Here is a 23,906-nt window from a genome sequence, read left to right as displayed (position 1 = left end):
GAGCAAGTCTATCAACTTCAGAGAGTTCGCGGAATTTCGCCCCGCATTCGCTGCCAGCGCAGGAGATGACCAAGGGCAACCCCCGCCCGGGCGATCGACGGATAGGTGGCAAGGCCGGCCCGCCAGCAAAGCTCCTGGAAGTCAAGCGACTGCTGGAAGCCTTCGACGTTTGTGGCCGGGCGGATCGCCACCACTACCGGCTTGCCCGATTCCTGCTGGACCCGCCCGAGCGTTTCTGCCTGGCGCGCCATCCGGGTGCGCACGTCGCCCACGCGTGCCATCGGGCCGGTACCGAAGCCGGTGTGGTAGAGGATGACGTCGACGTTCGGGGCCTCGGCCACCGGCCGGAAGGTGGCCTCAAACCCCTCTTCCTCCCAGACCGAGGTCGTGTCGATCGGGTTCCGGATGCTCGTGCCGGCCTCGTGGGTGACCTTTGCCAGCGCTTCCTGCGTCTCGGGAAGGAGCTGAGGGAGCGCCAGCCCGGCAGCAGCGAGGTCATCGGCGGCCAGCACACTCGCACCGCCGCCTCCGCCGACGACGACGATGTTCGGTCCGCTGAGCCGCTTCACGAACTGGAAGGTCACGGCCATGTCCGTCAGCTCTTCGAGGCTCTCGACCCGGATGGCTCCCGCCTGCCGGCACAGGGCGTCGAACACCTGGAGCGAACCGGCGAGCGAGGCAGTGTGGGAGTTTGCGGCCCGGGAGCCCGCCTCGGTCCGCCCGCTCTTGAGGATGACCAGCGGCTTCAGGGCCGCGGTCCTCCGGATCACGCGCGCCAGCCGGGGCCCGTCCTGGATACCTTCGAGGTAGGAAACGATGATGCCCGTCTCCGGGTCGTCGGCGAGGTAGTCGAGGAAGTCGGCAGCCTTGAGGTCAGCGCCGTTGCCGAAGCTGATGACCTTGGAACAGCGGACGCCCCGCGGTGTGGCGTAGCGCACGAACTCGCCGGCGTTCATCCCGGATTGCGAGACCATGCCCACCGGTCCCGGCTCGGGCGGCTGGCCCGGCATCATCGCGAGCCGTGAAGCCGGCACATAGAGCCCCATGCAGTTCGGCCCGATGATGCGGATCCCGGCCTCGCGCGCCCGGGCGACGATTGCCTGTTCCATCCTGGCCCGCTCCGCATCGCCGGTCTCGGTGAACCCGGCCGTGAACAGGTGGAGCACCCGGACGCCCTTCGCGATGCAGTCCTCCAGCAGCTGCGGCACAAACCGGGCCGGGACCGAGGAAATGACGTAGTCCACATCGTCGGGGATATCACGGAGCGACGGGTAGCACTTCAGGCCGCGTATCGCCGGTGCTGTCGGGTGGATGAGGTAAATCGGGCCGCGGAATCCGATCTCCTGCAGCGATGCCACAAACCCCCCGCCGCCGAACCCGGCGCCCTCCTTCGCCGAGACGCCGGCGATGGCGATCGACTTCGGGTGGAAGATGAAATCGAGGGATGGGGCTTCGGGCACGTCGCTTCTCCGGATGGTTCTTGGCGCACGAAAGCCCGGCGGGGGCCGGGCAGCGCCAGTCTATCAGAGGGCCGGCCTTGCTGCCCCCGTAGCCCCGGGCCGCGGTACACTGGCCAGCGGCGCGCAGCGACCTACCTTTGGAGCCCTGGAGACGTGGCCATCATTCCCATCCGCCGTGCGGGCGACCCGGTCCTCCGCGAGCCGGCCCGGCGCGTCCGCACCATCGACCGCTCGATTCACAAGCTCATCGAGGACATGTGGGAAACGATGTATGACGCCCCTGGCGTCGGGCTGGCTGCGCCGCAGATCGGCGTCCCGCTCCGCGTCATCGTCATCGACGTGCACGACGAGCGGTACCAGCCCATCGCGCTGGTGAACCCGGAGATCGTGCGGCGGGCGGGACAGCGGACCTGCGATGAAGGCTGCCTCTCGGTTCCCGGCTTCCGGGGCCAGATCCCTCGCTCCGTGCGCGTGGTTGCCCAGGGGACTGACCCCTACACCGGAAGGCTCGTCCGCATCAAGGCCGAGAACGACCTGATGGCCGAGGCCCTCGAACACGAGATCGACCACATCAACGGCATCCTCTACATCGACTACCTCCCGAGCCCGGACGCGCTCATCCCCCTGAGCGACGCGCCCGAGGTCCGGGGGTAAGGAGTACGTCATGCACATCGACCACATCGAAGCCTCGGAAGTCCTCGACTCCCGGGGAAATCCCACCCTTCGCGTGCTCGTTGCCCTGGATGACGGCGCCGTCGGCGTCGCCATGGTGCCCTCGGGAGCCTCCACGGGCGCGCACGAAGCCGTCGAACTGCGCGACGGCGGTACCCGTTACGGAGGGAAGGGCGTGCTCAAGGCCGTCCGCAATGTCAACGAGCCGATTGCCGAGACGCTGGCTGACGTCGATGCGAGTGACCAGGTCACGGTCGACCGCATCCTCTGCGAACTGGACGGCACGCCGAACAAGTCCCGCCTCGGGGCTAACGCCATCCTCGGGGTCTCACTGGCAGTCGCGCGGGCGGCGGCCGAATCGTGGGGCGTTCCGCTCTACCGCTACCTCGGCGGCCCGACCGCCCGCCTGCTCCCAGTCCCGATGTTCAACATCCTGAACGGCGGCAAGCACGCTCCCGACAGCACGGACTTCCAGGAGTTCATGGTGATGCCCGTCGGCGCCCCCACCTTCGCCGAGGGGCTCCGCATGGGCGCCGAAATCTACCACGCCCTCAAGGCTGTGCTGCACGATGCTGGCCAGAGTGTCTCGGTCGGCGACGAGGGCGGCTTTGCGCCGTCGTTGCCGGGCAACGAGGCCGCTGTCGACGCAGTAATGCAGGCAATTGAGCGCGCGGGCTACCGTCCCGGCCAGGATGTCGTTCTTGCTCTCGACCCGGCAACCACCGAGCTCTTTGCTGACGGCAAGTACACGCTCGTAAAGGAGGGCCGCACCCTGAGCTCCGCCGAGATGGTGGAGCACTGGGCCGCGTGGGTGGAGAAGTACCCGATCCGCTCGATCGAGGACGGCCTTGCCGAGGACGATTGGGACGGCTGGAAGCTGCTCACTGAGCGGCTCGGCCAGCGCTGCCAGCTCGTGGGAGACGACCTGTTCGTGACCAACCCCGCCCGCATCCGGCGCGGCATCACGGAGCGGGCCGCCAACAGCGTCCTGATTAAGCTCAACCAGATCGGCACGCTGACGGAAACGCTCGAAGCCGTCCAGGCGGCCCACCGCGCCGGCTGGACAACCGTCATCAGCCACCGCTCGGGCGAGACGGAGGATACCTTCATCGCCGACCTGGCCGTCGCCACCGGTTCGGGGCAGATTAAGACCGGCGCCCCGGCGCGCAGCGAGCGCACCGCAAAGTACAACCGCCTCCTCGAAATTGAGCGCGAGCTCGGCCGGAAGGCGGAGTACGCCGGCTGGAATGCCATGCCGCAGCTCGGGCCGGCGCCCGCCCGCGAGCAGGTCGCTGCTCCGCGGCCCCGGCCCCGCACCGAACGCCGGCGGTCCCGCCACTAACATGCACATCGCTGTCCGCTCCGCCGTGGACCGCCTGATGTACGAGCAGGCCGTGACCATCCACCTGCTCCGCCTTGCCCCGCCCGATGCCTGGCAGCGGCCGGTCCCCGCCCGCGGTACGACGGTAGCCGCACTGGTGGGGCAGCTGGCCGCGGAAGAGGAGGCGCTTGCCGCGTGGCTTGGGAACGGCATGCCCGCCGAGCGGCCGTCCGCCCCGGCGCAGCCCGGGGGTTTGGCCACCCTCGATGCGACGGTCGAACGGCTCCGCGCGGCGCTCCGCTCTGCCTTCGCCGCAGCCGGCCAGCTCCGGGAGACGCTCCCGGACGGTCCGCTCCCTGATCTGTGGCAGCGCGCTGCTCTCTTTACCCGCGCGCGCGACGCCCTGCTCGAGGCCCTGCCTGAGGCGGCCGACGACGCCCTCGTCGTCCGGTGGAAGAAGGCCCCCGAGCCGCCTGCCGCACCCCCGCTGGCGGGTGCTCCGTCCGACGCTGTGGCGCCGGGCGGGTAGAGTACGCGGAAACAGCAGACCCGGAGGCTGCGCCATGAGCCAGCTGGAAGCCATCGTGGCAGAACTGGATGCCCATCGCATACGGTTCGAACAGTTCTGCCTTTCGCTCACCGCTGAGGAGCTTGAGCGGTCCGTGCCGGGTTCAACCTGGCTCGTCCGCGACTTCATCGCCCACCTTGCCACCATCGACGGGCCCGTTGCCGAGATGTTCCGCGCTGTGCGCCGGGGCGAAGACGCCGGCCTCCGCACCGCCGATGGCAACCGGTTCGATGTTGACGAGTGGAACGAGCACCGCGTCCGGGAGCGTCGGAAGCATTCGGTCGAAGCGCTCCTCGAGGAGGCGCGGCGGGAGCGCGACCTGCTCAAGCGGGACCTCCTTGCGCTGACCGATGATGACCTGGGGCGACCGATCCGGTTCGCCGGCGACGCGAAACGGCCCCCGACCACCGTGCCGCTCGGCGCCTACCTGCGGGGGTGGTGTAAACACGACCCAATGCATGTGGTCGACATGTGCCGGGCGCTGCCGGGCCGGGCCGAACAGCTCGGCGCATGGCTGGAAGACCCCGTGGTGGCCCGCTACCAGGCGGCGATGAACCCGGAGCCATGAGCGCCCGCAGGATTTCGCCGCCGCGCGTGAACGGCCGGGCCGCCCGCGCTCCGCGGCCGCCCGCCGACCTGCCCGGGAGCAGCGATGCGTACCGCCAAACGTCCTTCGTCCTTGGGGAGGACGTCGCTCTCGTCATCGAAGGCCTGGAGCTCGAAGGCCAGCACGCCGAGGCCTGCGCCGGCGCGAAGTACCGAAACCGCGTCATGGCAGCGACCCTCGGCCCGTGGTCACGCGGCTGGCTCGCACGCCTCCAGGCCCTGCACGCTATTGAATGGGGCGACTACTCCTCGGCGGCCGTGCTGGTGCGGGCGGCAGCCGACTTCGAGGCCGCCGCGCTCTCGCACCTCCAGTCAGGGGCCGAAGAGTGGTCGGGCTGGCTGGACGGGGATGGGGTCGGCGAAGCCCCCGACCTCCACGCGGCAGAATTCCGGCTTCACCCCTTCCGCTCTGCCGAGTCGCTGGCGCGCGTCCCTGCGCTGGGCGAGGTGTACCGCGAAGCCTCTGATTTCGCCCTTCCGCACCTGGGTGCGACAGCCCTGCTGACCGCCTCTGATTCGAACCGCGAGCGCTACCTTGCCACCTTCGGCGACCGCGATTTCCATCTGGGGCTCGCCGAGCTCACCCTCGGCTGGCTGCTCCGGCTCGGCATCGCGCACTGGGACCGCTTCCCGGGCGAAGCGCCGTTGCCGGCGGCCCCGGAGGGTGCTGCGGCGTGGTGCCGGCGCGCAGCAACGGCGCTGGCGCGCCGCGACCGGTGCCGCATCGAGCGGGTCGAGCGGGAGGGCGTTGAACGAGCGCTCATCGTCAACTGGCGTCGGGAGCCGCGGTCGGCCCTGAAACGCATCCTGCTGTGACCGAACTGCCGGGGCGTCAACGGGCCTGAACGCCCGCATGCGGAGGACGGTGTACCATCCACTCCGTGCGTTCGCGACTTATCGCCGCCATCCTCCTCCCGGTGTTCGCTGTTTCCGCTGCCTGCGGCGGCGACGATGCGGGCAGCCAGCCCCGCGGCACTGGCAACGACACCGACTACCTCCGGGCGGTCTGCGTCGGAATCGACCGGGTAACCGACGCGCTCATCAGCGCTACCACGCCGGAGGCCATCGCCGCCGTGATCGAAGAATTCGCGGCGAGCATGCGGCAAATCGACCCGCCGCCGGACCTCACCGAGTACAACCGGCAGTTCGTCGCCTACCTGGAGGCAGCGCTGAAAGACCCGACGTCGGTCGTTACCACACCTCCGCCGCTGCCGCCCGACGACGTCCGGCGGCGGCTGGCGCAGCTTGAGCCGCAAATCCCGGAGTGCCGGGAGCCCACGTTCTTCAGCCGCGGCCTCGAGTAGGCCGCCCCGAAACGGAGCGCCGGCGTATACTTGCGGAAACCCCGGGTTCGCCGGGACGAGGAGACCCATGCCGACACCGTACGCGTACTTCCAGGGAAAGATCGTGCCGCTGAGCGAAGCAAAGATCGGCGTCATGACCCACGCCTTCAACTACGGGACGGCGGTATTCGAAGGGATCCGGGGGAACTGGAACGAAGAGGACCAGACGGTCTACCTCTTCCGCATGCGCGAACACTTCGAGCGGCTCCAGCAGAGCGCCAAGATCCTTATGCTCCAGATGCACGACTCGGTTGACCGCCTGTGCGAAATCGCCGTCGAGCTCGTCGAGCGGAGCGGCTTTACCGAGGATGTCTACCTCAGGCCGATGGTCTACCTGTCGAGCGAACAGCTCGGCGTGCGGCTCCACAACCTTGAAAGCGACACCCTCATCTTCCTCACGCCGTTCCCGGCCTACCTGCCCGAGGTTGCGCGCTGCCATACCAGCACCTGGCGCCGCGTCCAGGACACCGGCATCCCGCCCCGCGCCAAGGTGACCGGCATCTACGTCAACAGCGCCCTCGCCAAGACCGAAGCCAACGCCAACGGGTTTGACGAGGCGATCATGCTCAACGAAAACGGCCATGTATCTGAGGGGAGCGGCGAGAACATCTTCATCGTGCGCAACGGCCGGCTGATTACGCCCACCCCGGCCGATAACGTGCTTGAAGGCATCACCGCGAAGAGTGTCATCGAACTCGCGCGGAACGAACTCGGCATTGAGCTGGTTGAGCGGGAGATTGACCGCACGGAGCTCTACATCGCCGATGAGGTCTTCATGACCGGCACGGCCGCCCACCTCACCCCCGTCGTCGAAATCGACCGGCGGACCATTGGCGACGGCCGGCCCGGCCCCATCACCCAGAAGCTGAGCCAGCTGTACTACGACTGTATCCGGGGCAAGAACGCGAAGTACCGCGCATGGTGCACGCCGGCACGCATCCGCGTCGCGAACTGACCGCGACTATCGTCCGGCCGCCGCGCGCAATGGGCGTGATCATCGGCGGCGCCTTCGCGGCCTGGGCGGCTGCGGTCGCCGTTATCGCCGTGAACATCGCCTGGGGCGCGTCGCCCGAGTTCAAGACGTTCCTTGCCTGGCTCGTCGCGGCGGGGGCGCTCCTGCTGGCCGCGCTGTTTGCCGCCTGGTCCTACGCAGTCGGCTCGCTCGCCTACGTCATCCGGCCCGACGTGCTCGAGATCCGCTGGGGGTGGCGCCGGGTTGTCGTACCGATCGCCTCCATCCAGCGGCTGGTGCCCGGCCGGACGCTCGACCCTCCCGAGGTGCAGGGCCTCAACTGGTGGGGCTGCCACGTCGGCTCCGGCGACGTCAAGCGTGTCGGCTATACCCTCTTCTACTCCACCCATGCGACGCCGGAGGAGCTGCTGTACGTCGTGACCGACGGCGAGGCGTACGGTCTGACGGTGCAGGACCAGGCAGCGTTTGCCGAGGCGATCCAGGCGCGGGCCGCGCTCGCGCCCGTGGAGGAGCGGGGCGAACAGCGGTCGCTGGGCGTCGGGCCCGCCGCCCTCCCGCTCTGGCAGGACCGGGTCGCGCTCTGGGCGGTGGGCATCGGAGGAGCGCTCTGCGCGCTCGTGTGCGGCTACGTGTTCGCCTCCTATCCGTCGCTTCCGGAGGTCGTCGAGCTCTCGTTCCCGGCGCTCGGCGGCATCGTCCGTGTGGGTGACCGCTCTGAGTTGCTGGACATCGCCTATCTCGCCGCCGCAATCTACGCAGGCAACGTCGTTGCCGGGACCGCGCTCCACGCCTTCGAGCGGGCTGCCGGCCTCTGGCTCTTCGCCAGCGGTGCGCTTCTCCAGGGGGTCCTCCTGGCAGCCGCCCTCATCGCGTTCGCGCAGGCCTGACGCGAGGCCCCCGCGACCCGTGCGCGGAGACGTTCCACGCGCTAGGATGTTTCGCAGGCCCCCGTAGCTCAGCGGATAGAGTGTCGGCCTCCGGAGCCGAAGGCGCAGGTTCGATTCCTGCCGGGGGTACCACCTGCATCGCATCCTCACCGTCCAGCGGCGGATTCCCCTTACCCACTCCCTCCGAGGATTGCCCCGAGCGCACCGGGGTCCACATTCCCGCCCGAAATCACGACGCCGACCCGGCTGCCGCGCGGAATGGCCAGCCGGCCGGTCAGGAGAGCCGCCACGCCGAGCGCTCCGGTCGGCTCCACGACCATCTTCGCGCGCAGGGCGAGGAACCGCACCGCCGCCCGGATGTCATCGTCCGTCACGGTCACGACCCCGGAGGCCAGTTTCGAGACAACGGTGAAGGTGAGCTCCCCGGGCTGCCGGGTCCGCGCCCCGTCCGCGATGGTCGACGGCGGGTCGATCAGCACCGGTCGGCCGGCGGCGAGGCTCCGCACCCAGTCGTCGCCGTCCGCCGGCTCCACGCCGAAGACTTTCGCCGACGGGACCAGCGTACGAACGACCGTTGCGACGCCGGAGAGGAGGCCGCCTCCGCCCAGTGGGGCAACAACTGCGTCAACCGGGCCCGTTTCCGCCAGCAATTCGAGCGCCAGCGTGCCCTGTCCCGCCATAATTGCCGGGTCATCGAACGCCGGGACCGGGACCGCGCCGGTCTCGGCTGCGTACCGCGCCACGAGGTCCGCCGGGAGCGCTGTGCGGCGGTCGTACCGTTCAACCGATGCGCCATAGGCCCGGGCCGCATCCAGCTTCGCTGCGGGGGCGTCGTCTGGCATGAAGATCGTCGCCCGCACCCCCAGCAGCCGTGCGGCCAGCGCGACTCCCTGCGCGTGGTTTCCGCTCGAGGCCGCCACGACCCCGCGGGCGCGTTCGCTGGCCGTGAGCTGCGCGAGCCGGTTGTATGCACCGCGAATCTTGAACGAACCGGTCCGCTGCTCGTTCTCGCACTTCAGGAACACCCGCAGCCCTGTCAGTTCGTCCAGCTGGCGACTCGTCGCGACCCGGGTGCGGTGCACCACCGGCGCTACCCGGTCGTACGCCCGCAGGACGTCGCTGAACTGGAGCGGCAACGGTTTCACTGTCCCCGAAGGCTACGGCCGCCTCCGCTGGATCGCCAGCGCTCCGGCGCCCGGTGCGGTAATATCCCGTCGGCGGGGGCTTTTCAGAGGGCGAACCATGGCCCTGCCGGTGCACCATACCGGGCTTCCGGGCGACCCAGCTGAGCGGACACCGTGGGAGTTCCTGCTGGCCGTAGCCGCTGCGACCGCCGCCTTCGTCTACCTGCTCGCCGTCGTCGCCGGGCACGCGGCGCACCACGCTGCCGACACTGAAGTGCGCGCCACTGGCACAGGCCCGCCTGCCGTGATTTCGGTTGACGGCTCCCGCGGCGCTGGTCCGTCCAGCGGCGACCAGGCTGCAGCGCTCGAAGCGGCCATCCGGGGCGTCCTCGCGCCCGAAGAAGCGGCATCCACCGGCGTCGCGGTGATGACCCCGGCAGGCGACTGGATTGGCGGGCTCAACCCCGACCTGCCGGGGTACGCCGCCAGCACCTTCAAGCTCGCTGTCCTGCTGGAAGCCGAGCGCCGCGTCAGCGCCGGCGCACTCAGCTACACCGACCGCGTACCGGTCACCGAGGAGGCCCGCGCTGAAGACCTCGGCACCATCGACCGGTTGCCCGTTGCGCCCGATGGGACCGTCTCCCTTGGTGAGGCGTTGGAGGCCATGGTCACCTTCTCCGACAACGCCTCCGCGGTGGCCCTGCTGCGGCTCCTCGGCCCGGCGGAAATCGACGCTTCACTGCGCGTGCTCGGGGCTGAGCTGTTCTCGGTCAACGACCCCGGGCTCCCGGTGACTGCTCGCGACCTGGCGCGCGTCCTTGCGGCCATTGCCCGCGGCGACAGGATGTCAGCGGCGCAGCGCGACCACGCCCTGGGGCTGCTCACCGCACAGGAGGTGCGGTCCGGCATCCCCGCCGCGCTCGACGGCATGCCGGGGGTGCGCCGCGTCGGGAACAAGACCGGTACCTGGCCCGGTGCCACCCGCGATGCTGCGTTCGTCGAGACCGGGCGCGGTACCTACGTGGTCGCTGTCATGGCCGAAGGCGATTGGAACTGGGAGCTGGTCAGGCGGGTTGCCCGCGCGGTTCACGAACAGTTGACGTCACGCTAACGCGGAGGCGATGAAAACGCCCGGGCGCCGGCCCACACTCCGGGACGATGGGACCGCACGCCTGCGTCCGCCGAGCCCGCCGTCTCGCGCTGGGGTTGGCCGCGGCCGGCGTGCTGCTCGCCTCGGCGGCCGTCTCGGCGGCGATGTCGGTCGAACCTGCTCCGGCGCCTCCCGACGAGAGGGCGGCCAGTGACAGCATTCCTGTCGGTCCGTCGCCGCGTTACCTGACACCCGAGCTGCTCGATGCCTACGGCCGGATGGCCGGCTGGCCTGATGAGCCGGGGTGGTGGCCCGAAATGCGCCGCATCATCCTGTGCGAGACGGCATCGCTCGACACAATGGCCTACAACCCCGCCGACCCCAACGGCGGCAGCTATGGCCTCGCCCAGCTCAACGGCCGCTACCACTTCGATCGCGCCGGCGAAGACTTCCGCCGCTGGTCCGACCCGGTGGTCAATTTGCGGACGGCGCTCTGGCTGCGTACGGTGCGGGGCCGATTCGGCGGCGAAGGAGGCTGGGCGAACTGTGCCGCACTCCTTGGGATACACTAGCTCCATCGCGGCACTGGGAGGTGTGTTGTGTTCATCGCGATGAACCAGTTCAAGGTTAACCCCGGGCGTGAGGCCGACTTCGAAGCCGGCTGGCGCACCCGTGAGAGCTATCTTTCCGAAGTCCCGGGCTTCATCCACTTCGCCCTGCTCAAGGGCGACGAGCCGGGCGACTATATTTCGCATACTATCTGGGAATCGCGGCAGGCGTTCGTCAACTGGACCCAGTCCGACGCCTTCCGCAGGGCGCACGCCGGTGGCATGCCCGACGGCATCCTCGCCACTCACCCGCGCGCCCGCTTCTACGAGGCCGTGCTGGAGCAGGGTGCCCCGCTGGCGGCTTCCCGTGCCTGACGTCTCCGAAGAACTTCCCGAACTGCGCCCCGAGTACTTCGCCCGCGAGGACGAGTCCGACGACGCGCTCTTCTACCGTGAGCCCCGGCTGGTCACCCACCTCGACGACGCGGCCACTGCCGCCCTCACCGCGTTCTATGGGCGCATTATTCCGCCCGGCAGCCAGGTGCTCGACCTGATGTCGAGCTGGGTCTCCCACCTTCCGGAGGAGCTCCAGCTCGGTCCGGTGGCCGGGCTCGGACTGAATCGGGTCGAGCTGGAAGAGAACCCCCGCCTCACCGAGCGGGTCGTGCAGGACCTCAACCGCGAGCCGACGCTCCCGTGGCCAGATGCCACCTTCCACGCCGTCATCTGCTCGCTCTCGGTCCAGTACCTCACCAGGCCGGCGGAAGTGTTCGCCGAGGTCGCCCGGGTCCTTGTCCCGGGCGGCATTGTTGCTGTGGCCTATTCGAACCGATGCTTCCCGACGAAAGCGGTGGCGGTCTGGCGCGCCCTCAATGACCGCGACCACGCCGAGCTGATCGCGCTCTACCTGGCCCATGCCGGGGGGTTCGGGCAGCCCCGGGCGTTTGACCTCAGCCCCGGACCGGGTGCAGACCCGCTCTACTGCGTCATCGCGCAGCGCGAGCCAGTGCCGGCATAACGTGGAGGTCCTCCGGCGGTAGCTCGAGCGTCCAGCTCTTCCGCGAGCGGACATCGAGCACGTCGTACGGCCGCGAGGCGAGTTCGACCACGAGGCGCGGGCCTGCGCCGTCTGGTTCGAAATGAAGGACGCGGCTGTTCCCGTAGTCAAACTCCCGCACGATGCGCGCCGGCAGCGCATTGACGGTCGGAGCGCCGCGACGCATTACCACGCGCTCTGGCCGAATCATCACGTCCACCGCCTGGCCCGGCACCGGGTCGCCGCTCCAGCTCGCCGCCAGCCCCTCCCAGCCGCCGGCGGTGAAGACCAGCGTCGAGTCGTCGCGGCGGATGACAGTGGCCGGGAAAACGTTCACCGCCCCAAGCAGCTCGGCTACCCGCCGGTTTGAGGGCGCCCGGAAGACCGCGTCGCGGGGCCCGGCCTGGAGCACCCGGCCGCCATCGAGGACCGCCAGCCGGTCGGCGAGCAGGTGCGCTTCCCGCAGGTCGTGGGTCACGAAGATGATGACCAGTTCGCGCTCCCGGGCCAGGTCGTTCAAGAGCGCCCGCAGGTCCTGCCGGAGCGCCTCGTCCAGGGCTGAGAACGGCTCATCCAGGAGGAGCACCCGGTGACCGGGGGCAAGCGCCCTGGCCAGCGCGACACGCTGCGCCTGGCCTCCGCTCAGCGACCCGACCCGCCGCTGTTCGAATCCGGCCAGGCCGAACCGCGCCAGCAGCGCCGAGGTCACCGCATCCCTGTCCGCCCGGCTGTGGTCCCGCAGTCCAAAGGCGACGTTCTGGCGCACCGTCAGGTGGGGGAAGAGCGCGGGACGCTGGCCGGCATACCCAAAGCCCCGCCGGTGCGGGGGAACGGAAATGCCCGCCGCGCGGTCGAACACTGCGGCCCCGTCAACGGCGATGCGCCCCGCGTCGGGTTCGACCATCCCGGCGATTGCCCGCAGAGTGAGCGATTTCCCCGAGCCCGAGGGCCCGAACAGGACTGTAATGCCCGGTTCAGCGGCGAGATCCAGCTCAAGTACGAACGTCCCCTTCGCCAGCCGAAAGCTTGCCTCCAGCACGTCAGCCGCGCCCCCGCTGGACTGCTGCGTGGAGGGCAACCGTCAGCAGCGTGACCAGCACGAACCCGATGAGCAGCGCGACGAGCGAAAGCTCATTCGCGAGCCGGTCATCGCCGGCCAGGTTCGCGTCGTAGATGGCCGCCGGCAGGGTCCGTGTTCTGCCCGGGATGCTGGACGCAACAACCACGGTGGCGCCGAATTCGCCCAGGGCGCGGGCGAATGCGATCAGCGATGCCGCCACCAGCGACGGCCAGGCCAGCGGCACGACCACCAGGAAGAACACTCGCCACGGCCCCGCGAGCGTCCGACCAGCAAGCAGGAGCTCCTCATCGAGCTGCTCGAACCCGGCTGTGGCGGTCCGGACGTAGAGCGGCAGCGAGACCACGGCGGCAGCGAGGGCGGCGCCCGGCCAGGTGAAGACGAGCTGGATGCCGAGCCCGTCCAGCAGGAATCGCCCGGTGGGGCTCTGCCGGCCCAGGAGCCAGAGCAGGTAGTAGCCCACTGCAGTCGGCGGCAGCACCAGCGGCAGCAGGCTGATCGCGGAAAGCACCTGCGCAACCGGCGGCCGTGCACGCGCAATCAGCCAGGCGAGCGGCGTGCCGACTGCAACGCACACCGCCGTGGCCGAGGCCGCCACGAGCAGGGAGATGCGGAGCGGGTCGGCCCATGCGTCCATGCGGCTACTCCTGCGCCGGCTCGAAACCGAACGTCGACAGGGCGTTCTGGCCGTCCTCGCTCAGCAGGTACTGCAGGGCGCAGCGGGCCGTGCGTTCGGCGCCCGTGCCCCTGGTCACAACCCCCGCCTGGGTGATCGGCGCGTGCAGGGCGGCGTCGACCAGCAGGTACCGGTCAGCGCCACGGTCGATCACAAGCGCGAGGGCGACAATCCCGGCATCTGCACTCCCGTTGTCGACGTACTCCACCGCCTGGCGGACGTTTTCACCCTGGACGAGGCGGCCCTCCACCCGGTCGAGGATGCCGGCGCTGCGGAGGGCTTCGCGCGCCGCCCTGCCGTACGGGGCGTGGGCGGGGTTGGCGATGGAGATTGTCCCGTAGGCCCCATCGCCAAGTTCGGCGAAGGCTGCCGGCAGGGGGACGCCGGCCCGCGTGATGACCGCGAGCCGGCCTCGCCCGTAGACCGCCGCGGAGGCCGGCGCCGCCCGGCCGGCACGGAGAACCTCCTCCACGTAGGTGGTGTCGGCGGAGAGGAAGAGGTCGAACGGCGCGCCGGCTGTGAGCTGCCGCGCCAGCTGGCCCGAGGAGCCGTACGTCGTCGTGATGACCGTGTCGCAGTGTGCCTCGATGGCGGGCCGCAGCGCCTCGAGCGCGAACCGGAGGTCGGCCGCCGCGGCGATGGTGAGCCGGGGCGATGTTCCTTCGCCGACTGCAGCCCCGGCTTCGACGTCCCGCGTGTACGTGCCCGGCCGGTCAGCGCCCTCGTCCCCGGAGACGCAGCCGGTCAGCACGGCGCCCAGGAGCAGAATGGCCAGGCTCGCAACTGCCAGCCGGCGTCTCATGGCTCTACCCCGGGTCTTGCGAGGAGCGATTCGAGCCAGGTGATGGCGGCGGCCGCGGCGGAGGCCCGGGAAGACCGGCTCAGCTTCGCAACGGGCGATGCCGGGCGCTCGCCGTTCACCCGTTCGAGGTAGGCGCGGCAGGCGTCGACCTGGGCCGCGATGAGGGCGCGGCGCTGCGACGCCCGGCCGAGCGCATCGAGGAGGGCCAGCTTCACGAGAAACTCCTGCCGCACCTGTCGGAGCCGCTCGACCGGCTGTGCGAGCCACGCCTCTGCCGCTTCTCGTCCGCGCTCTGTCGTCGAGTACACCTTGCGCGGGGGCCTGCTGCCCGTACGCTCCTCGCGCCACGCCACGTGCCCTGCTGCTTCGAGCGACCGCAGGTAGCCGTAGAGCGTCGGCTGTTCCATCGGGAGCACTTCGGTAATGCCGAGCTCGGCGAACAGGTTTGCGAGCTCGTAGCCGTGCCGCGGTCCCAGCAGCAGCGCGGCCAGCACCGCCGCTTCCCCCGGGGAGAGCCGACTGTCGGGGCAGCTCTGCACGGGCACAGCATACCCGGAGTCCGGGTATTCGCTACAGAATCATCGGCTTCCGGCTCGTGAACTCGTACAGCATTGCGGGCCGGTGCGCGCCCTGCTTTTCAAACCGCCCGGTCGGCCGCACAATGCCGAGCCCTACGACACGGCGCCGGAAATTCCGCTTGTCCAGCCGTTCGCCGAGGATCGCCTCGTAGGTTTGCTGCATGCGCGTCAACGTGAACCGCTCGGGGAGGAGGCTGTACACCACGTTCGTGTACTCCAGCTTGTTGCGAAGCCGCTCCTCGGCATAGGCGATGACCCTGTCGTTCTCGAAGGCGGTCGGCGGCGTCGGGTGGACCGGATGCCATGCCGGGCGCCATTCGCTTTCGCTGCGCAGCCGTGTCCGCCCTATGTCGACCAGCGCGAAATACGAAACGACCACCTCTGCCTTCCCTTCGCCCAGGCGGTCGAAGGTGTACAGCTGCTCGAGGAAGACGTCGGAAACGCCCGTTTCGTCCTCCAGCTTCCGGCGGGCCGCTGCGTCGAGTGTCTCGCCGGGCAGGAGCAGGCCGCCGGGGAGTGCCCATTCTCCTTTGCACGGCTCCGCCGCCCGTTCGATGAGCAGAACGTTGAGGCGGTCCTGTCGGACCGTGAAGATAACGACGACGACGGCAACGGCCACGGATGGAGTGTATCCCGGCCTGCGCAACGGTCTGCCCTGCTGCTGGTGACGGTACTCCCCGGGCCGCCCTACAATGGAATTCCGGCGGCACTGGAGGGGTCGCATAGTGGTCTAGTGCGCCCGCCTGCTAAGCGGGTTCCGGGGTAACTCGGTCGAGGGTTCGAATCCCTCCCCCTCCGCCACGTTTCACTCCCTGCCCATGACTCAGCGCTTCTACCTCTGGACGGTCGGTTGTCAGATGAACAAGGCGGACAGCGAAAAGCTCGCCGCCGGCTTTCTGCGCCTCGGGCTGAAGCAGGTCGACCGCATGGAGCGGGCGGACATCATCGTCCTGAACACCTGCAGCGTCCGCCAGCATGCTGAAGACCGGGCCTACTCCAAACTGGGCCGCATCCGGCAATTGAAGGCGGAGCGCCCCGGCATCAAGGTCGCCGTCATGGGCTGCATGGTCGGACTCAAGACCGACGAACTCGAGAAGCGGTTCCCGCAGGTCGATGTCTTCGCCCGGCCCCAGCAGTTCGACCCCATCATGGCGCTCGTCGAAGAGCCCGCCGAAGACCTCGGCGGAGAGTTCTGGCCGCGCACCTACGCCGTCCCCGAAGGCCCCACGGCGTACGTTCCCGTGGTCCACGGCTGCAACAAGTTCTGCACCTACTGCATCGTCCCGTACCGGCGCGGGCGGGAGCGGAGCCGGCCGGTCGAAGAAATCGTGCGCGAGGTGGCCTATCTCACGGCCCACGGCGTGCGCGAGGTCACCCTCCTCGGGCAAACCGTCGAGGCATACGGGCACGACCTCCCCGGCCAGCCGGACCTCGGTGACCTCATGCGCGAACTCTCGAAGCTCGAACGGCTGGACCGTATCCGCTTCCTCACGTCGTATCCGAAGGACATGACCCGCCGCATTCTCGAGGCCGTCGCCGAGCTGCCGAAGGTCATGGAGTGCTTCTCGCTCCCCGTCCAGGCGGGCAGCAGTGCCGTCCTCGAATCGATGCGCCGCGGGTACACGCGGGAGGAGTACCTCGAGAAGATCCGCGAGGTCCGCGAGCTGATGCCCGGGGCCGGCATCACGACGGACGTCATTGTCGGCTACCCGGGCGAGACCGAGGCCGATTTCGAGCAAACGCTTTCGCTCCTCGAAGAGGTGCGGTTCGACAAAGTGCACGTGGCGGCCTACTCGCCGCGGCCGGGAACCATCGCCTGGCGCAAGCTTCCCGATGATGTGCCGGCCGAGGTCAAGTCGGAGCGCCTGCACCGCGTGGAAGCGCTCGAAGCTCGCATCTCGGAGGAGCTGAACCGCGCGTACGTCGGCACGGAACAGGAGATCCTGGTCGAGGGCATCCGGAACGGGCAGCCTTTCGGCCGGACCCGGACCGGCAAGCTGACGCATCTCGACGCACCGGCCCGCATCGGCGAGATCGTCCGGGTGCGGATCGACCATGCCGGGCCGTTCTCGCTGCGCGGCACACCGGTTGATGCCCTCGCCCTCGTCTGAGGGTCCGGACCTGGAACTCACCTGGAGCCGCCGGAAGGCCCGGGCAGCAGGGGGCTCTGAAAGGTCTTTGGCAACCCAGGCGGGGCCGCGGCTGTCGCACGCCGGATGAGCGCGCCCCGAATCTGTGTGCCCCGCTGGGAAGCGACCGATTTGAGAGAAACTGGAGCGGGCGGCGGGAATCGAACCCGCACCTCAACCTTGGAAGGGTCGCGCGCTGCCACTACGCCACGCCCGCATACGCCGGGACTCCCCGGTCCGCTCGCCACGATGCTACCAGACCTGCGCCCTGGGCACGCGTTGTGCACCGATTGTACGATTCGGAAACGTGCGCGTCCTGATCCTTGAGCCGTACCCCGGCTGGCGGTGGGTCAGCATTACCCGGTACGCCGAAACCGTCGCGGCGCTCCTGAGAGATGCCGGTGTCACTGTGACGCGAGCCCGGGCACCCTGGTGGGGCTGGTCCCTGATCCGTCATCCTTCCGCAGCGTTATGGACGCGGGACCCCGCTGTCCAGGCAGCTCGCAGAGGCCATGCGGATACGGTCCTCATTGCCGACCTGGCGCTTGCGCACCACGCCCCGCTCTTTCGAAAAACCCACGTAGTGGTGGCGGTTCACGGCCTCCTCGCCCTTGACCCCGAGCGGTACTGGGCCGGGCGGCTCGAGCGGCTGACGAAGTCCCTTGCCCTGCGGGCTCCGCTTTCACGGATGCTGGAGGCCGACCGGCTCCTCGCCGTATCCGACTGCGTCGCCCGAGACCTCGAAGACCGGCTCGCCGTGCCGCCCGACCGCATCCGCGTCGTGCCGAACGCGCTTCCCGTCGGGATTTCCCGCCTGCCACGCGGTGCGGCTGAACAGGTCCTCGCGCAGGCCGGGCATTCGTTACCCGCGGGCGCCCGGGTCCTCTCAGTCGGCCACACGGTGGCGTACAAGAACCTTCCCTTGCTCATCGACGCGATGATGCAGCCCGCCCTAGACGGCGCCTTCCTGGTTCGCGCAGGGGAACGGTTCGGGCCCCGCCTCAGAAAACAGGCGCGCCGGCTCATTGCTGAAGGCCGCCTCGTTGAGCTTGGTCCCCTCTCGGGTCCCTGCCTGTCGGCCGCCTATTCCGCGTGCGACGTCTTGGCTCAGCCCAGTGTGGCCGAAGGTTTCGGCTACCCCGTCATCGAGGCGCAGGCGTGCGGTCTGCCGGTTGTCTGCAGCGACGGCGGCGCACTGCCGGAAACCGCGGGCGAGACCGCGATCGTCGTTCCGCAGAGGTCGGCCGCGCCCGCGGCGGAGTTCGCCCGGGCGCTTGCCGCTGTGATCAATGACCGGGCACTGGCCGAGCGCTTGCGTCGCGCGGGCTGGAACAACGTCGAGCGGTTCGCTCCCGCAAGAGTTGCGCCCCTGCTGTGTGCAGCCCTGGCTCCGCCATAGCGTAAGGGCGGCCGGCGCTACCATGCCGGCGTGGGTATCGCAGCCGGCAGTCTCGTCGCGCTCCTCTTTCGCTTCGGTTCGACCTTCCTCTGGGCCGTCATCGGGGTGCTCACAGCGCGCACCCTCCCGGTCGAAGACCGGGGCGCCTATGCGTCCGCCGTTGTCTTCACTTCGGCCGTGGGCGGAATCACGAGCCTTGGCGCGGCCACGGGCTACTTCGTGGCCAATCGAAAAACGGACCCCGCCGAGGTCGCCGGTCATGCGCTCGTCCTGTCGCTGGTCGCCTCGGCGGTGTCAGCGCTCTGCGGGGCGGCGGTCTGGCTTCTTGTCCCTGGCGAAATCGGGCGGCTCGGCCTGCTCGCAGGGCTGCTCATGCCGCCGAACATCATCCGCAACAGCTTGAACGGGGTGGTCCTCGGCCAGGGCCGCCTCGTGCGGTTCAACCTCGTGGCCAACCTCCCGGTCGTTATCGGCTTCGTTCTTCTTGCGCTGGTGCTGCTCGGATGGTCGCGACGGACGGCGGAGGCCGCACTCGCTGCCTGGACGGTCGCCCAGTATCTCGGCCTCCTGCCGTTCCTGCACTGGGGCCGCTCCTGGCTGCTCTGGCCCCTCCGCCACCGGCCGCGGCGGGACCTCGTGACCGGCTTGCTGCGCTTTACGGCTGTTAGCGGGCTTGCCGGTGTGGTCGGCCTGCTGAACTACCGCGTCGACCTCCTGCTCGTCGTCTCGCTCGACAGCCGCGAGGGGGCCGGCATCTATGCCTCTGCAATCGCCGGCGCCGAGGCGCTCTGGCTGTTCTCGTCGTCCATCGCGATGGCCTCCTTCGCACGGGTGGGCGCCGAGGCGCGCGAGGAGGCCGCGCGGATCACCGCCGCCGGGGTCCGCCACACGTTGCTCATCGTTGCGGCCGGCGCGGCGGTGCTCGCGCTCGTCGCGCCTTGGGCTGTCGTAGTCCTGTTCGGGCCGGACTACCGGCCGGCCGCGCTGCCGCTCCGGGTCCTGTGCATCGGCACCTTGCTCTATGCGCCCCAGTCGCTCCTGAACAACTACTTTTCGAACCAGCTCGGCCGCCCGGCCATCACCCTCGTGCTCGGCCTCACGTCGCTGGCGATCAGTGTGGCCGCAGGGCTTGTCCTCATTCCTGTGTATGGGTTCGTCGGGGCCGCCTGGGCAACCACGCTCAGCTACCTCGTTTCCGGGTTCGTGGCGATCGGGCTGTTCCTCTGGCTGGCGCCGGCCCGGTGGCCCGACCTCTGGCGGCTGCGGCGCGAGGACCTTGCCCGGTATCCCCGGCTTGCACGTGAACTTGCCATGCGCGCCCGGCGCGTCGGCGGTTAGCGGCTGGATGTCTGGGCGGTGCGCCGGCGGGCGGAGCGGTCAGTCCGTTTGCGCGGTGCGAACCTCGGACCGGTGCTCCGGCGGGCGGCTATCGGCCGGGGCGCTCCCCCGGCGCCGATCTGTGCCCCGAGCCAGGTTGCGACGAGGGTCAGGGTCCAGGCCAGTACGACCGACCAGCGGACCGGTTCCGGGATGTTCCACGCCCGGTTGATGGAGATCTGCCAGTTCAGCGCGAGCACGGGCAGGAAGGCAGCCGCGCTCCAGCTGCCTGCCCACCACAGCTGCCAGCGGCTCGCGCCAATTGCCGCGAAGGGCAGGAACCAGATGAGGTACCACGGGAGAAACCCCGGCGACGCCGCGAAGAGGAAGAGCCCCATGACCAGCGCAACCGCCCGGGCGAGGTCGCGGCCCGTCTGGAGCGGATGACGGGCGGCAACGGCGGCGAGAATGGCCAGTGCGATGACGTAGCTGAAAAAGACGAGCCGGTCGTTGCCGCGGGCGCCGAGCGAGAAGAGCCCCGCGACGACGCCCCACGGGTTCGATGGCGCGACCGCGGTTGCCGGCCCCAGCGTGCCGTTGCGGACCGGGGCAAAGTCGAACGCATAGGCTGCCAACAGCAGCAGTCCCAGCCCGGCCGCAACCCCGGCGACCGCCCGCCGCCAGCGAGGAAACCAGTAGGCCACCACGAGCGGGGCGGCCAGCAGAAGGGCGTACTTGCAAAGCACCGAGGCGACCCCGGCAGCGATTGCCCCGGCCCGGCTGCGCCAGCCCGGCTCGACCGCCAGGCCGAGCGCGACGACCCCGAAGAACGCCATGAGCGTGTCGTTGTGCCCATCGCCGGGATACTGCCAGAGCATCATCGGGTTGAGCCCGATGAACCCGGCGGTGAAGGCCGGGTTCCCTCCGAGCCGCCGGGCGACCAGGGCCGCGGCGACGGCCGTGGCGAGGAGAAACGCGCCGGCGACGACCTTTTGGCCGAGGAGGTTGGCCCGGAATCCATCGCCGACGAACGGGAGCGGCGCCCCGCCGATGATGTACGCGAGCGGGCCGTACCCGCTGGGGCTGTCCCGGTAGACCCGCACCTCGTTTGCGACCGGGTCATCGACCTTGTCGGGGGTGCCGCCGAAGTCGGCCGGCCACTTGCCGTGCAGCCAGAACGTCCGTACGTCGGCCGCAAGGTGGACAGCATCGGGCGAGGTGAGCGGCATTGCCGGGAGCATCGCCAGGCTGCACAGGACAATGCCGCCGAGAGTGGCCGGCAACGCCCGCCGGAACCCCTGCGCCAGCGCCCAGAGCGCCGCGGCGTACCCGACGAACATCAGGACGATCAGCACGAACGTGTCGACCAGGTCGGGGATGCCGCCCCGCAGGACCCGCGAGATGCCGGCCCGCGCCACGACGTCGATGTCGTTGGCCAGGCTCACCCGCGTGGCGATGCCGAAGAAGAGCACGGCGGCGAGGAGCGTTACGCCCCCTGCAAACACGGCGGCCGTCCACCCGGCATCTGCCGGCTCAGCGGCCGGCCGCGCGTTCGCCATCCGGCACCTCCTCCGGGGTTCTTCGCGAATGGTCCCACGCCTGCACCCGGGCCGTCAGGAGAGCCCAGATGCCGATGGGGAACCAGAGCAGGCTGAGCACGCCGTGCCGCAGCGCGAGTTCGATGCCGCGGCGGTTCAGTGTGAGCAGGCGCTCCCGGATGGCGATGATGCCGGGCACCAGCCATTCCGCCGCTGCTACCGGCAGGGCGACAGCCATCGGGAGCGCCCCGGCGCGCCGCGTCAGCGCGTGCAGCGCCACGAGGCTGGCGCCCAGGCGGGTCAGCATCCTCGTGGGAACAAGCAGGTAAACCGCGAGGTCGAGGGCGCGCACGTCGCCCCGTGCCGCCCGCCAGGCGAGCGCAGGCCAGTACCGTGCGACGACGAGGAGATGGCCGCGAACCCACCGGAGCCGCTGCCGGACCGAGGTCCGCAGGTCCCGGGCCTCCCCGACCGCCACCCGCGCATCCGATACATACGTAACCGGCACGCCACGCAGCGCGAGCCGGACGCTCAGTTCGAGGTCCTCGGTCAGCGTCGTCACGTTTGGCAGCTCTGCCCGGAGCAGCGCTGGCCTGACAAACCAACCGCAGCCGCTGATGGTCGTGCCGAGCCCCAGCGCGTCGCGGGGCTGCCACCAAAAAAGATTCCGCGCCTTACGGCCGAACCCGTACCCCTCCGCAATCCACTCCGGGTCGCCGATGGGGACCGTCTCCGCCTGGAGGCAGTCGGCCCCGGGGCCGCGCCCGGCGATCGCGCGCAGGAGGCCCGGCTCAGCCCGCGCATCCGCGTCGAAGACGCCGACGAAGTCGTAGCCGTCACCGAGACGCTCCAGCGCGGCCCGGATGGCCAGCGCCTTCCCGGGGACCGCCGAGTGCACGTCGATCACCTCCGCGCCGCTGGCCCGCGCGACCTCGGCCGTGCGGTCGGTGCAGTTGTGCGCCGCAACGAAGACGTCGCGCAGTTCGGAGGGATACTCCTGCCCGAGCAGGTCACCGACGATGCGTCCTACGACGCGCTCCTCGTCGCGGGCGCACACGACCAGGGCGAAGCGGGGCCGCCAGGCGGGCGGCGGCCCGGCCGGCGCGTCTTTCCCCCTCCGCTTGAGGTAACCGCCCAGGGTTACTGCCGACTGGTACGCCGAGACCGCGAGGACCAGCAATTCTGCCGTCCTGGACGCCAGGACTGTGGCGGAGCGTAGCCTGCCCACGTCCGGTCATTATGCCCGCCTTCCGGCTTCCGTCGATCGGGGGTTGGGCGCCGACGGCAACGGCCCCGGGTCCAGGCCCGGGGCCGCGCGCGGTATCGATGCAGGGAGGATTGGGCGCCGTTAGCCGCGGGGCAGTCCGAGGCCCCGCGTCGCGATGATGTTCTTCTGCACCTCCGTGGTGCCGCCGGCGATGGTCGCGGAGACTGCCTGCATGTAGCCCATCGACGCGCGGTTCCGGATGTTGCCGTACATCCCGTAGAGGTGCATCGAGAGGTTCGCGATGCGCTGGCTGAGCTCGCTGGTGAAAAGCTTGCACATGCTCGCCTCGTAGTTCGGGATCTTGCCGGCAGCCTGCATCGAGACGACCCGGTAGCTCAGCATCTTGGCCACCTCAGCCTCGATCCAGCGGTCGGCGAACTCGCGCCGCACGCTGTCGCTGTGGAACTTCGCTTCCTTGCCCTGCTTCGCCTGGCGCATCAGCCCCTCGAGCTGCTTGCGGATACCCACGGCCGACCCGATCGACGAGCGTTCGAAGTCCAGCGTGGTGGTGCCGACGTACCAGCCGCGGTTCTCTTCGCCGACCCGGTTCTTCACCGGGACGCGGACGTCCTCGAAAAAGACCTCGTTGAATGTTTGGGTGCCGGCGAGCGTGGTCAGCGGCCGCACGGTGATGCCGGGTGATTTCATGTCGACGAGCAGGTAGGTGATGCCGCGGTGCTTGGGCGCGTCCGGGTCGGTGCGCACCAGCATGTACATCCAGTCCGCGAACTGGGCGCCCGTCGTCCAGATTTTCTGGCCATTAATGACATAATCATCCCCATCGCGGACGGCGCGGGTCTGAAGGCTGGCGAGGTCGGAGCCGGCGCCGGGTTCGCTGTAGCCCTGGCACCAGATCACCTCGCCCCGCAGGATTTTTCCGAGGTGCTCTTCTTTCTGCTCCTCGGTGCCATGCTCGATGAGGGTCGGCCCGATCATCATCACGCCGAACCCGCCAACGTTGGCGGGCAGCCCGGCCTCGGCGAACTCCTCGTTCATGATGAACTGCTCGACGACGCTCATATCGGCGCCGCCGTACTTCTTTGGCCAGGCCGGCGCAATCCAGCCCTTGGCCGCGAGCTTATCGCGCCATTCTTTGATGGCGCCCATCCGCGCGAAGAGGCCGCCTTCGCCGCCGCCCTCGCTGCCGGCGCGAAGTGCAGCCGGGGCCTCCTTCTCAATAAACTCGCGGACCTCCTTGCGCCATGCCGCTTCGCGTTCGTTGTCGCCGAGATTGATCGCCATGCGTCGTTCCTTTGCTGCTGTCGTGTCTCCCGGAATGGGAGTTCCGTTTCCCGATTGTGGAGGACCGGTCCCCGGCCCGCAAGCGAACGGCGTTCGAATTCTCTCAGCGCGCTCTCGATAGCACCCCGTGGAAACTTCGATGGCTGCCGCCTTCCCGGCTCCCCGCGCTCGTGATAGTCTTCACATTGTCCCACCCGGGTGCGGTGGCCGGCATTGGTTCTGTCCCTTCTCCTACTGCTCTGCTTCCATCTG

25 protein-coding genes and 3 tRNA genes are annotated in these 23,906 nt (G+C 69.5%); 17 read left to right on the top strand and 11 right to left on the bottom strand.

The genetic code is table 11. The features are described from left to right. Nucleotides 1–17: 17 nt before the first annotated feature. Entirely contained in the window at nucleotides 18–1,460 is a 1,443-nt protein-coding gene (locus Tbon_RS00555) for a CoA-binding protein (protein WP_158065807.1), read from the bottom strand. A gap of 153 nt (nucleotides 1,461–1,613) precedes the next feature. On the opposite strand from Tbon_RS00555, the gene def reads away from it, so the two are divergent. The 9 genes from def to Tbon_RS00515 all read left to right on the top strand — a co-directional run bounded on the left by def (nucleotide 1,614) and on the right by Tbon_RS00515 (nucleotide 7,962). Further along, nucleotides 1,614–2,114 carry a peptide deformylase gene (def, locus tag Tbon_RS00550; protein WP_158065806.1) on the top strand — a complete coding sequence of 167 codons (501 nt, stop codon included), beginning with the start codon at nucleotides 1,614–1,616 and terminating at the stop codon, nucleotides 2,112–2,114. 10 nt (nucleotides 2,115–2,124) lie between these two features. Then, entirely contained in the window at nucleotides 2,125–3,474 is a 1,350-nt protein-coding gene (gene eno, locus Tbon_RS00545; RefSeq protein WP_158065805.1) for a phosphopyruvate hydratase, read from the top strand. Nucleotide 3,475: 1 nt separating this feature from the next. Beyond that, nucleotides 3,476–3,982 (top strand): hypothetical protein, encoded by a 507-nt coding sequence (locus tag Tbon_RS13645; RefSeq protein ID WP_192498029.1) that lies wholly within the window; start codon nucleotides 3,476–3,478, stop codon nucleotides 3,980–3,982. A 34-nt stretch (nucleotides 3,983–4,016) separates the two neighbouring features. Beyond that, nucleotides 4,017–4,589: a DinB family protein gene (locus tag Tbon_RS00540; RefSeq protein ID WP_192498028.1), complete on the top strand. Its 573-nt coding sequence runs from the start codon at nucleotides 4,017–4,019 to the stop codon at nucleotides 4,587–4,589. Then, a complete protein-coding gene (locus Tbon_RS00535) occupies nucleotides 4,586–5,443 on the top strand; it encodes a hypothetical protein (RefSeq protein ID WP_158065803.1) in 858 nt (285 codons plus the stop codon). The genes Tbon_RS00540 and Tbon_RS00535 overlap by 4 nt, the downstream gene beginning before the upstream one ends. Nucleotides 5,444–5,508: 65 nt before the next feature. Further along, nucleotides 5,509–5,931 (top strand): hypothetical protein, encoded by a 423-nt coding sequence (locus Tbon_RS00530; protein WP_158065802.1) that lies wholly within the window; start codon nucleotides 5,509–5,511, stop codon nucleotides 5,929–5,931. A 67-nt stretch (nucleotides 5,932–5,998) separates the two neighbouring features. Continuing rightward, nucleotides 5,999–6,925: a branched-chain amino acid transaminase gene (locus Tbon_RS00525; RefSeq protein WP_158065801.1), complete on the top strand. Its 927-nt coding sequence runs from the start codon at nucleotides 5,999–6,001 to the stop codon at nucleotides 6,923–6,925. Next, nucleotides 6,889–7,830, top strand: coding sequence for a PH domain-containing protein (locus tag Tbon_RS00520; RefSeq protein ID WP_158065800.1), 942 nt, complete (start codon nucleotides 6,889–6,891; stop codon nucleotides 7,828–7,830). Before Tbon_RS00525 ends, Tbon_RS00520 begins: the two co-directional genes overlap by 37 nt. Before the next feature lie 57 nt (nucleotides 7,831–7,887). Next, nucleotides 7,888–7,962, top strand: a tRNA-Arg gene (locus Tbon_RS00515). 38 nt (nucleotides 7,963–8,000) lie between these two features. Here Tbon_RS00515 and Tbon_RS00510 read toward each other — a convergent pair. Next, nucleotides 8,001–8,975, bottom strand: a complete 975-nt coding sequence (locus Tbon_RS00510; protein WP_225734654.1) for a threonine ammonia-lyase — start codon at nucleotides 8,973–8,975, stop codon at nucleotides 8,001–8,003. A 97-nt stretch (nucleotides 8,976–9,072) separates the two neighbouring features. On the opposite strand from Tbon_RS00510, the gene Tbon_RS00505 reads away from it, so the two are divergent. The 4 genes from Tbon_RS00505 to Tbon_RS00490 are packed head-to-tail and all read left to right on the top strand — an operon-like array spanning nucleotide 9,073 to nucleotide 11,610. Beyond that, the gene (locus Tbon_RS00505) at nucleotides 9,073–10,065 is read left to right on the top strand and encodes a serine hydrolase (RefSeq protein ID WP_158065799.1); all 993 of its coding nucleotides are present in this window, start codon (nucleotides 9,073–9,075) and stop codon (nucleotides 10,063–10,065) included. 47 nt (nucleotides 10,066–10,112) lie between these two features. Continuing rightward, nucleotides 10,113–10,616, top strand: coding sequence for a hypothetical protein (locus Tbon_RS00500; RefSeq protein ID WP_158065798.1), 504 nt, complete (start codon nucleotides 10,113–10,115; stop codon nucleotides 10,614–10,616). Between the two features lie 27 nt (nucleotides 10,617–10,643). Continuing rightward, complete coding sequence (locus Tbon_RS00495; RefSeq protein WP_098503853.1) at nucleotides 10,644–10,967, top strand: antibiotic biosynthesis monooxygenase family protein; 324 nt, start codon at nucleotides 10,644–10,646, stop codon at nucleotides 10,965–10,967. Continuing rightward, nucleotides 10,960–11,610 carry a class I SAM-dependent methyltransferase gene (locus Tbon_RS00490; RefSeq protein WP_158065797.1) on the top strand — a complete coding sequence of 217 codons (651 nt, stop codon included), beginning with the start codon at nucleotides 10,960–10,962 and terminating at the stop codon, nucleotides 11,608–11,610. Before Tbon_RS00495 ends, Tbon_RS00490 begins: the two co-directional genes overlap by 8 nt. Here Tbon_RS00490 and Tbon_RS00485 read toward each other — a convergent pair. From Tbon_RS00485 to Tbon_RS00465, 5 genes are read right to left on the bottom strand one after another with little or no spacing between them, the layout of a single operon-like run. Next, the gene (locus Tbon_RS00485; RefSeq protein WP_225734728.1) at nucleotides 11,579–12,667 is read right to left on the bottom strand and encodes an ABC transporter ATP-binding protein; all 1,089 of its coding nucleotides are present in this window, start codon (nucleotides 12,665–12,667) and stop codon (nucleotides 11,579–11,581) included. The genes Tbon_RS00490 and Tbon_RS00485 overlap by 32 nt on opposite strands. A 1-nt stretch (nucleotide 12,668) precedes the next feature. Next, nucleotides 12,669–13,343 carry a molybdate ABC transporter permease subunit gene (modB, locus tag Tbon_RS00480; protein WP_158065795.1) on the bottom strand — a complete coding sequence of 225 codons (675 nt, stop codon included), beginning with the start codon at nucleotides 13,341–13,343 and terminating at the stop codon, nucleotides 12,669–12,671. 4 nt (nucleotides 13,344–13,347) lie between these two features. After that, complete coding sequence (gene modA / locus Tbon_RS00475) at nucleotides 13,348–14,184, bottom strand: molybdate ABC transporter substrate-binding protein (RefSeq protein WP_158065794.1); 837 nt, start codon at nucleotides 14,182–14,184, stop codon at nucleotides 13,348–13,350. Then, the gene (locus Tbon_RS00470) at nucleotides 14,181–14,723 is read right to left on the bottom strand and encodes a PadR family transcriptional regulator (protein ID WP_192498027.1); all 543 of its coding nucleotides are present in this window, start codon (nucleotides 14,721–14,723) and stop codon (nucleotides 14,181–14,183) included. The genes modA and Tbon_RS00470 overlap by 4 nt, the downstream gene beginning before the upstream one ends. 31 nt (nucleotides 14,724–14,754) lie before the next feature. Next, nucleotides 14,755–15,381 carry an NUDIX hydrolase gene (locus Tbon_RS00465; RefSeq protein WP_165772597.1) on the bottom strand — a complete coding sequence of 209 codons (627 nt, stop codon included), beginning with the start codon at nucleotides 15,379–15,381 and terminating at the stop codon, nucleotides 14,755–14,757. 92 nt (nucleotides 15,382–15,473) lie between these two features. Between Tbon_RS00465 and Tbon_RS00460 the strand changes: the two genes are divergently transcribed. After that, a tRNA-Ser gene (locus Tbon_RS00460) sits at nucleotides 15,474–15,563 on the top strand. A 17-nt stretch (nucleotides 15,564–15,580) separates the two neighbouring features. Further along, entirely contained in the window at nucleotides 15,581–16,873 is a 1,293-nt protein-coding gene (gene miaB / locus Tbon_RS00455; RefSeq protein WP_158065791.1) for a tRNA (N6-isopentenyl adenosine(37)-C2)-methylthiotransferase MiaB, read from the top strand. 161 nt (nucleotides 16,874–17,034) lie between these two features. Here the strand turns inward: miaB and Tbon_RS00450 are convergent. Further along, nucleotides 17,035–17,108 (bottom strand) — tRNA-Gly (locus Tbon_RS00450). 90 nt (nucleotides 17,109–17,198) lie between these two features. On the opposite strand from Tbon_RS00450, the gene Tbon_RS00445 reads away from it, so the two are divergent. Then, nucleotides 17,199–18,290 carry a glycosyltransferase gene (locus Tbon_RS00445; RefSeq protein WP_158065790.1) on the top strand — a complete coding sequence of 364 codons (1,092 nt, stop codon included), beginning with the start codon at nucleotides 17,199–17,201 and terminating at the stop codon, nucleotides 18,288–18,290. A 30-nt stretch (nucleotides 18,291–18,320) separates the two neighbouring features. After that, nucleotides 18,321–19,628, top strand: coding sequence for an MATE family efflux transporter (locus tag Tbon_RS00440; RefSeq protein WP_158065789.1), 1,308 nt, complete (start codon nucleotides 18,321–18,323; stop codon nucleotides 19,626–19,628). On the opposite strand, the gene Tbon_RS00435 is transcribed toward Tbon_RS00440, so the two are convergent. The 3 genes from Tbon_RS00435 to Tbon_RS00425 form a co-directional block, all read right to left on the bottom strand. Beyond that, entirely contained in the window at nucleotides 19,625–21,166 is a 1,542-nt protein-coding gene (locus tag Tbon_RS00435) for a hypothetical protein (protein ID WP_158065788.1), read from the bottom strand. The genes Tbon_RS00440 and Tbon_RS00435 overlap by 4 nt on opposite strands. Then, the gene (locus Tbon_RS00430) at nucleotides 21,141–22,373 is read right to left on the bottom strand and encodes a glycosyltransferase family 2 protein (RefSeq protein WP_158065787.1); all 1,233 of its coding nucleotides are present in this window, start codon (nucleotides 22,371–22,373) and stop codon (nucleotides 21,141–21,143) included. The genes Tbon_RS00435 and Tbon_RS00430 overlap by 26 nt, the downstream gene beginning before the upstream one ends. 120 nt (nucleotides 22,374–22,493) lie before the next feature. After that, nucleotides 22,494–23,654 (bottom strand): acyl-CoA dehydrogenase family protein, encoded by a 1,161-nt coding sequence (locus Tbon_RS00425; protein WP_098503863.1) that lies wholly within the window; start codon nucleotides 23,652–23,654, stop codon nucleotides 22,494–22,496. Nucleotides 23,655–23,906 lie beyond the last annotated feature (252 nt).

Origin of the sequence: Tepidiforma bonchosmolovskayae (assembly GCF_008838325.1) — a bacterium.
GTDB classification, from domain to species: domain Bacteria; phylum Chloroflexota; class Dehalococcoidia; order Tepidiformales; family Tepidiformaceae; genus Tepidiforma; species Tepidiforma bonchosmolovskayae.
This window is presented reverse-complemented; position numbering and strand designations above follow the sequence as displayed.

Bases quoted from the DNA above. Each gene is read 5' to 3' on its own strand.
- eno (WP_158065805.1), top strand. From the start codon at position 2,125: ATGCACATCGACCACATCGAAGCCTCGGAAGTCCTCGACTCCCGGGGA.
- Tbon_RS13645 (WP_192498029.1), top strand. From the start codon at position 3,476: ATGCACATCGCTGTCCGCTCCGCCGTGGACCGCCTGATGTACGAGCAG.
- Tbon_RS00540 (WP_192498028.1), top strand. From the start codon at position 4,017: ATGAGCCAGCTGGAAGCCATCGTGGCAGAACTGGATGCCCATCGCATA.
- Tbon_RS00535 (WP_158065803.1), top strand. From the start codon at position 4,586: ATGAGCGCCCGCAGGATTTCGCCGCCGCGCGTGAACGGCCGGGCCGCC.
- Tbon_RS00525 (WP_158065801.1), top strand. From the start codon at position 5,999: ATGCCGACACCGTACGCGTACTTCCAGGGAAAGATCGTGCCGCTGAGC.
- Tbon_RS00520 (WP_158065800.1), top strand. From the start codon at position 6,889: ATGGTGCACGCCGGCACGCATCCGCGTCGCGAACTGACCGCGACTATC.
- Tbon_RS00505 (WP_158065799.1), top strand. From the start codon at position 9,073: ATGGCCCTGCCGGTGCACCATACCGGGCTTCCGGGCGACCCAGCTGAG.
- Tbon_RS00500 (WP_158065798.1), top strand. From the start codon at position 10,113: ATGGGACCGCACGCCTGCGTCCGCCGAGCCCGCCGTCTCGCGCTGGGG.
- modB (WP_158065795.1), bottom strand. From the start codon at position 13,343: ATGGACGCATGGGCCGACCCGCTCCGCATCTCCCTGCTCGTGGCGGCC.
- modA (WP_158065794.1), bottom strand. From the start codon at position 14,184: ATGAGACGCCGGCTGGCAGTTGCGAGCCTGGCCATTCTGCTCCTGGGC.
- miaB (WP_158065791.1), top strand. From the start codon at position 15,581: ATGACTCAGCGCTTCTACCTCTGGACGGTCGGTTGTCAGATGAACAAG.
- Tbon_RS00435 (WP_158065788.1), bottom strand. From the start codon at position 21,166: ATGGCGAACGCGCGGCCGGCCGCTGAGCCGGCAGATGCCGGGTGGACG.
- Tbon_RS00425 (WP_098503863.1), bottom strand. From the start codon at position 23,654: ATGGCGATCAATCTCGGCGACAACGAACGCGAAGCGGCATGGCGCAAG.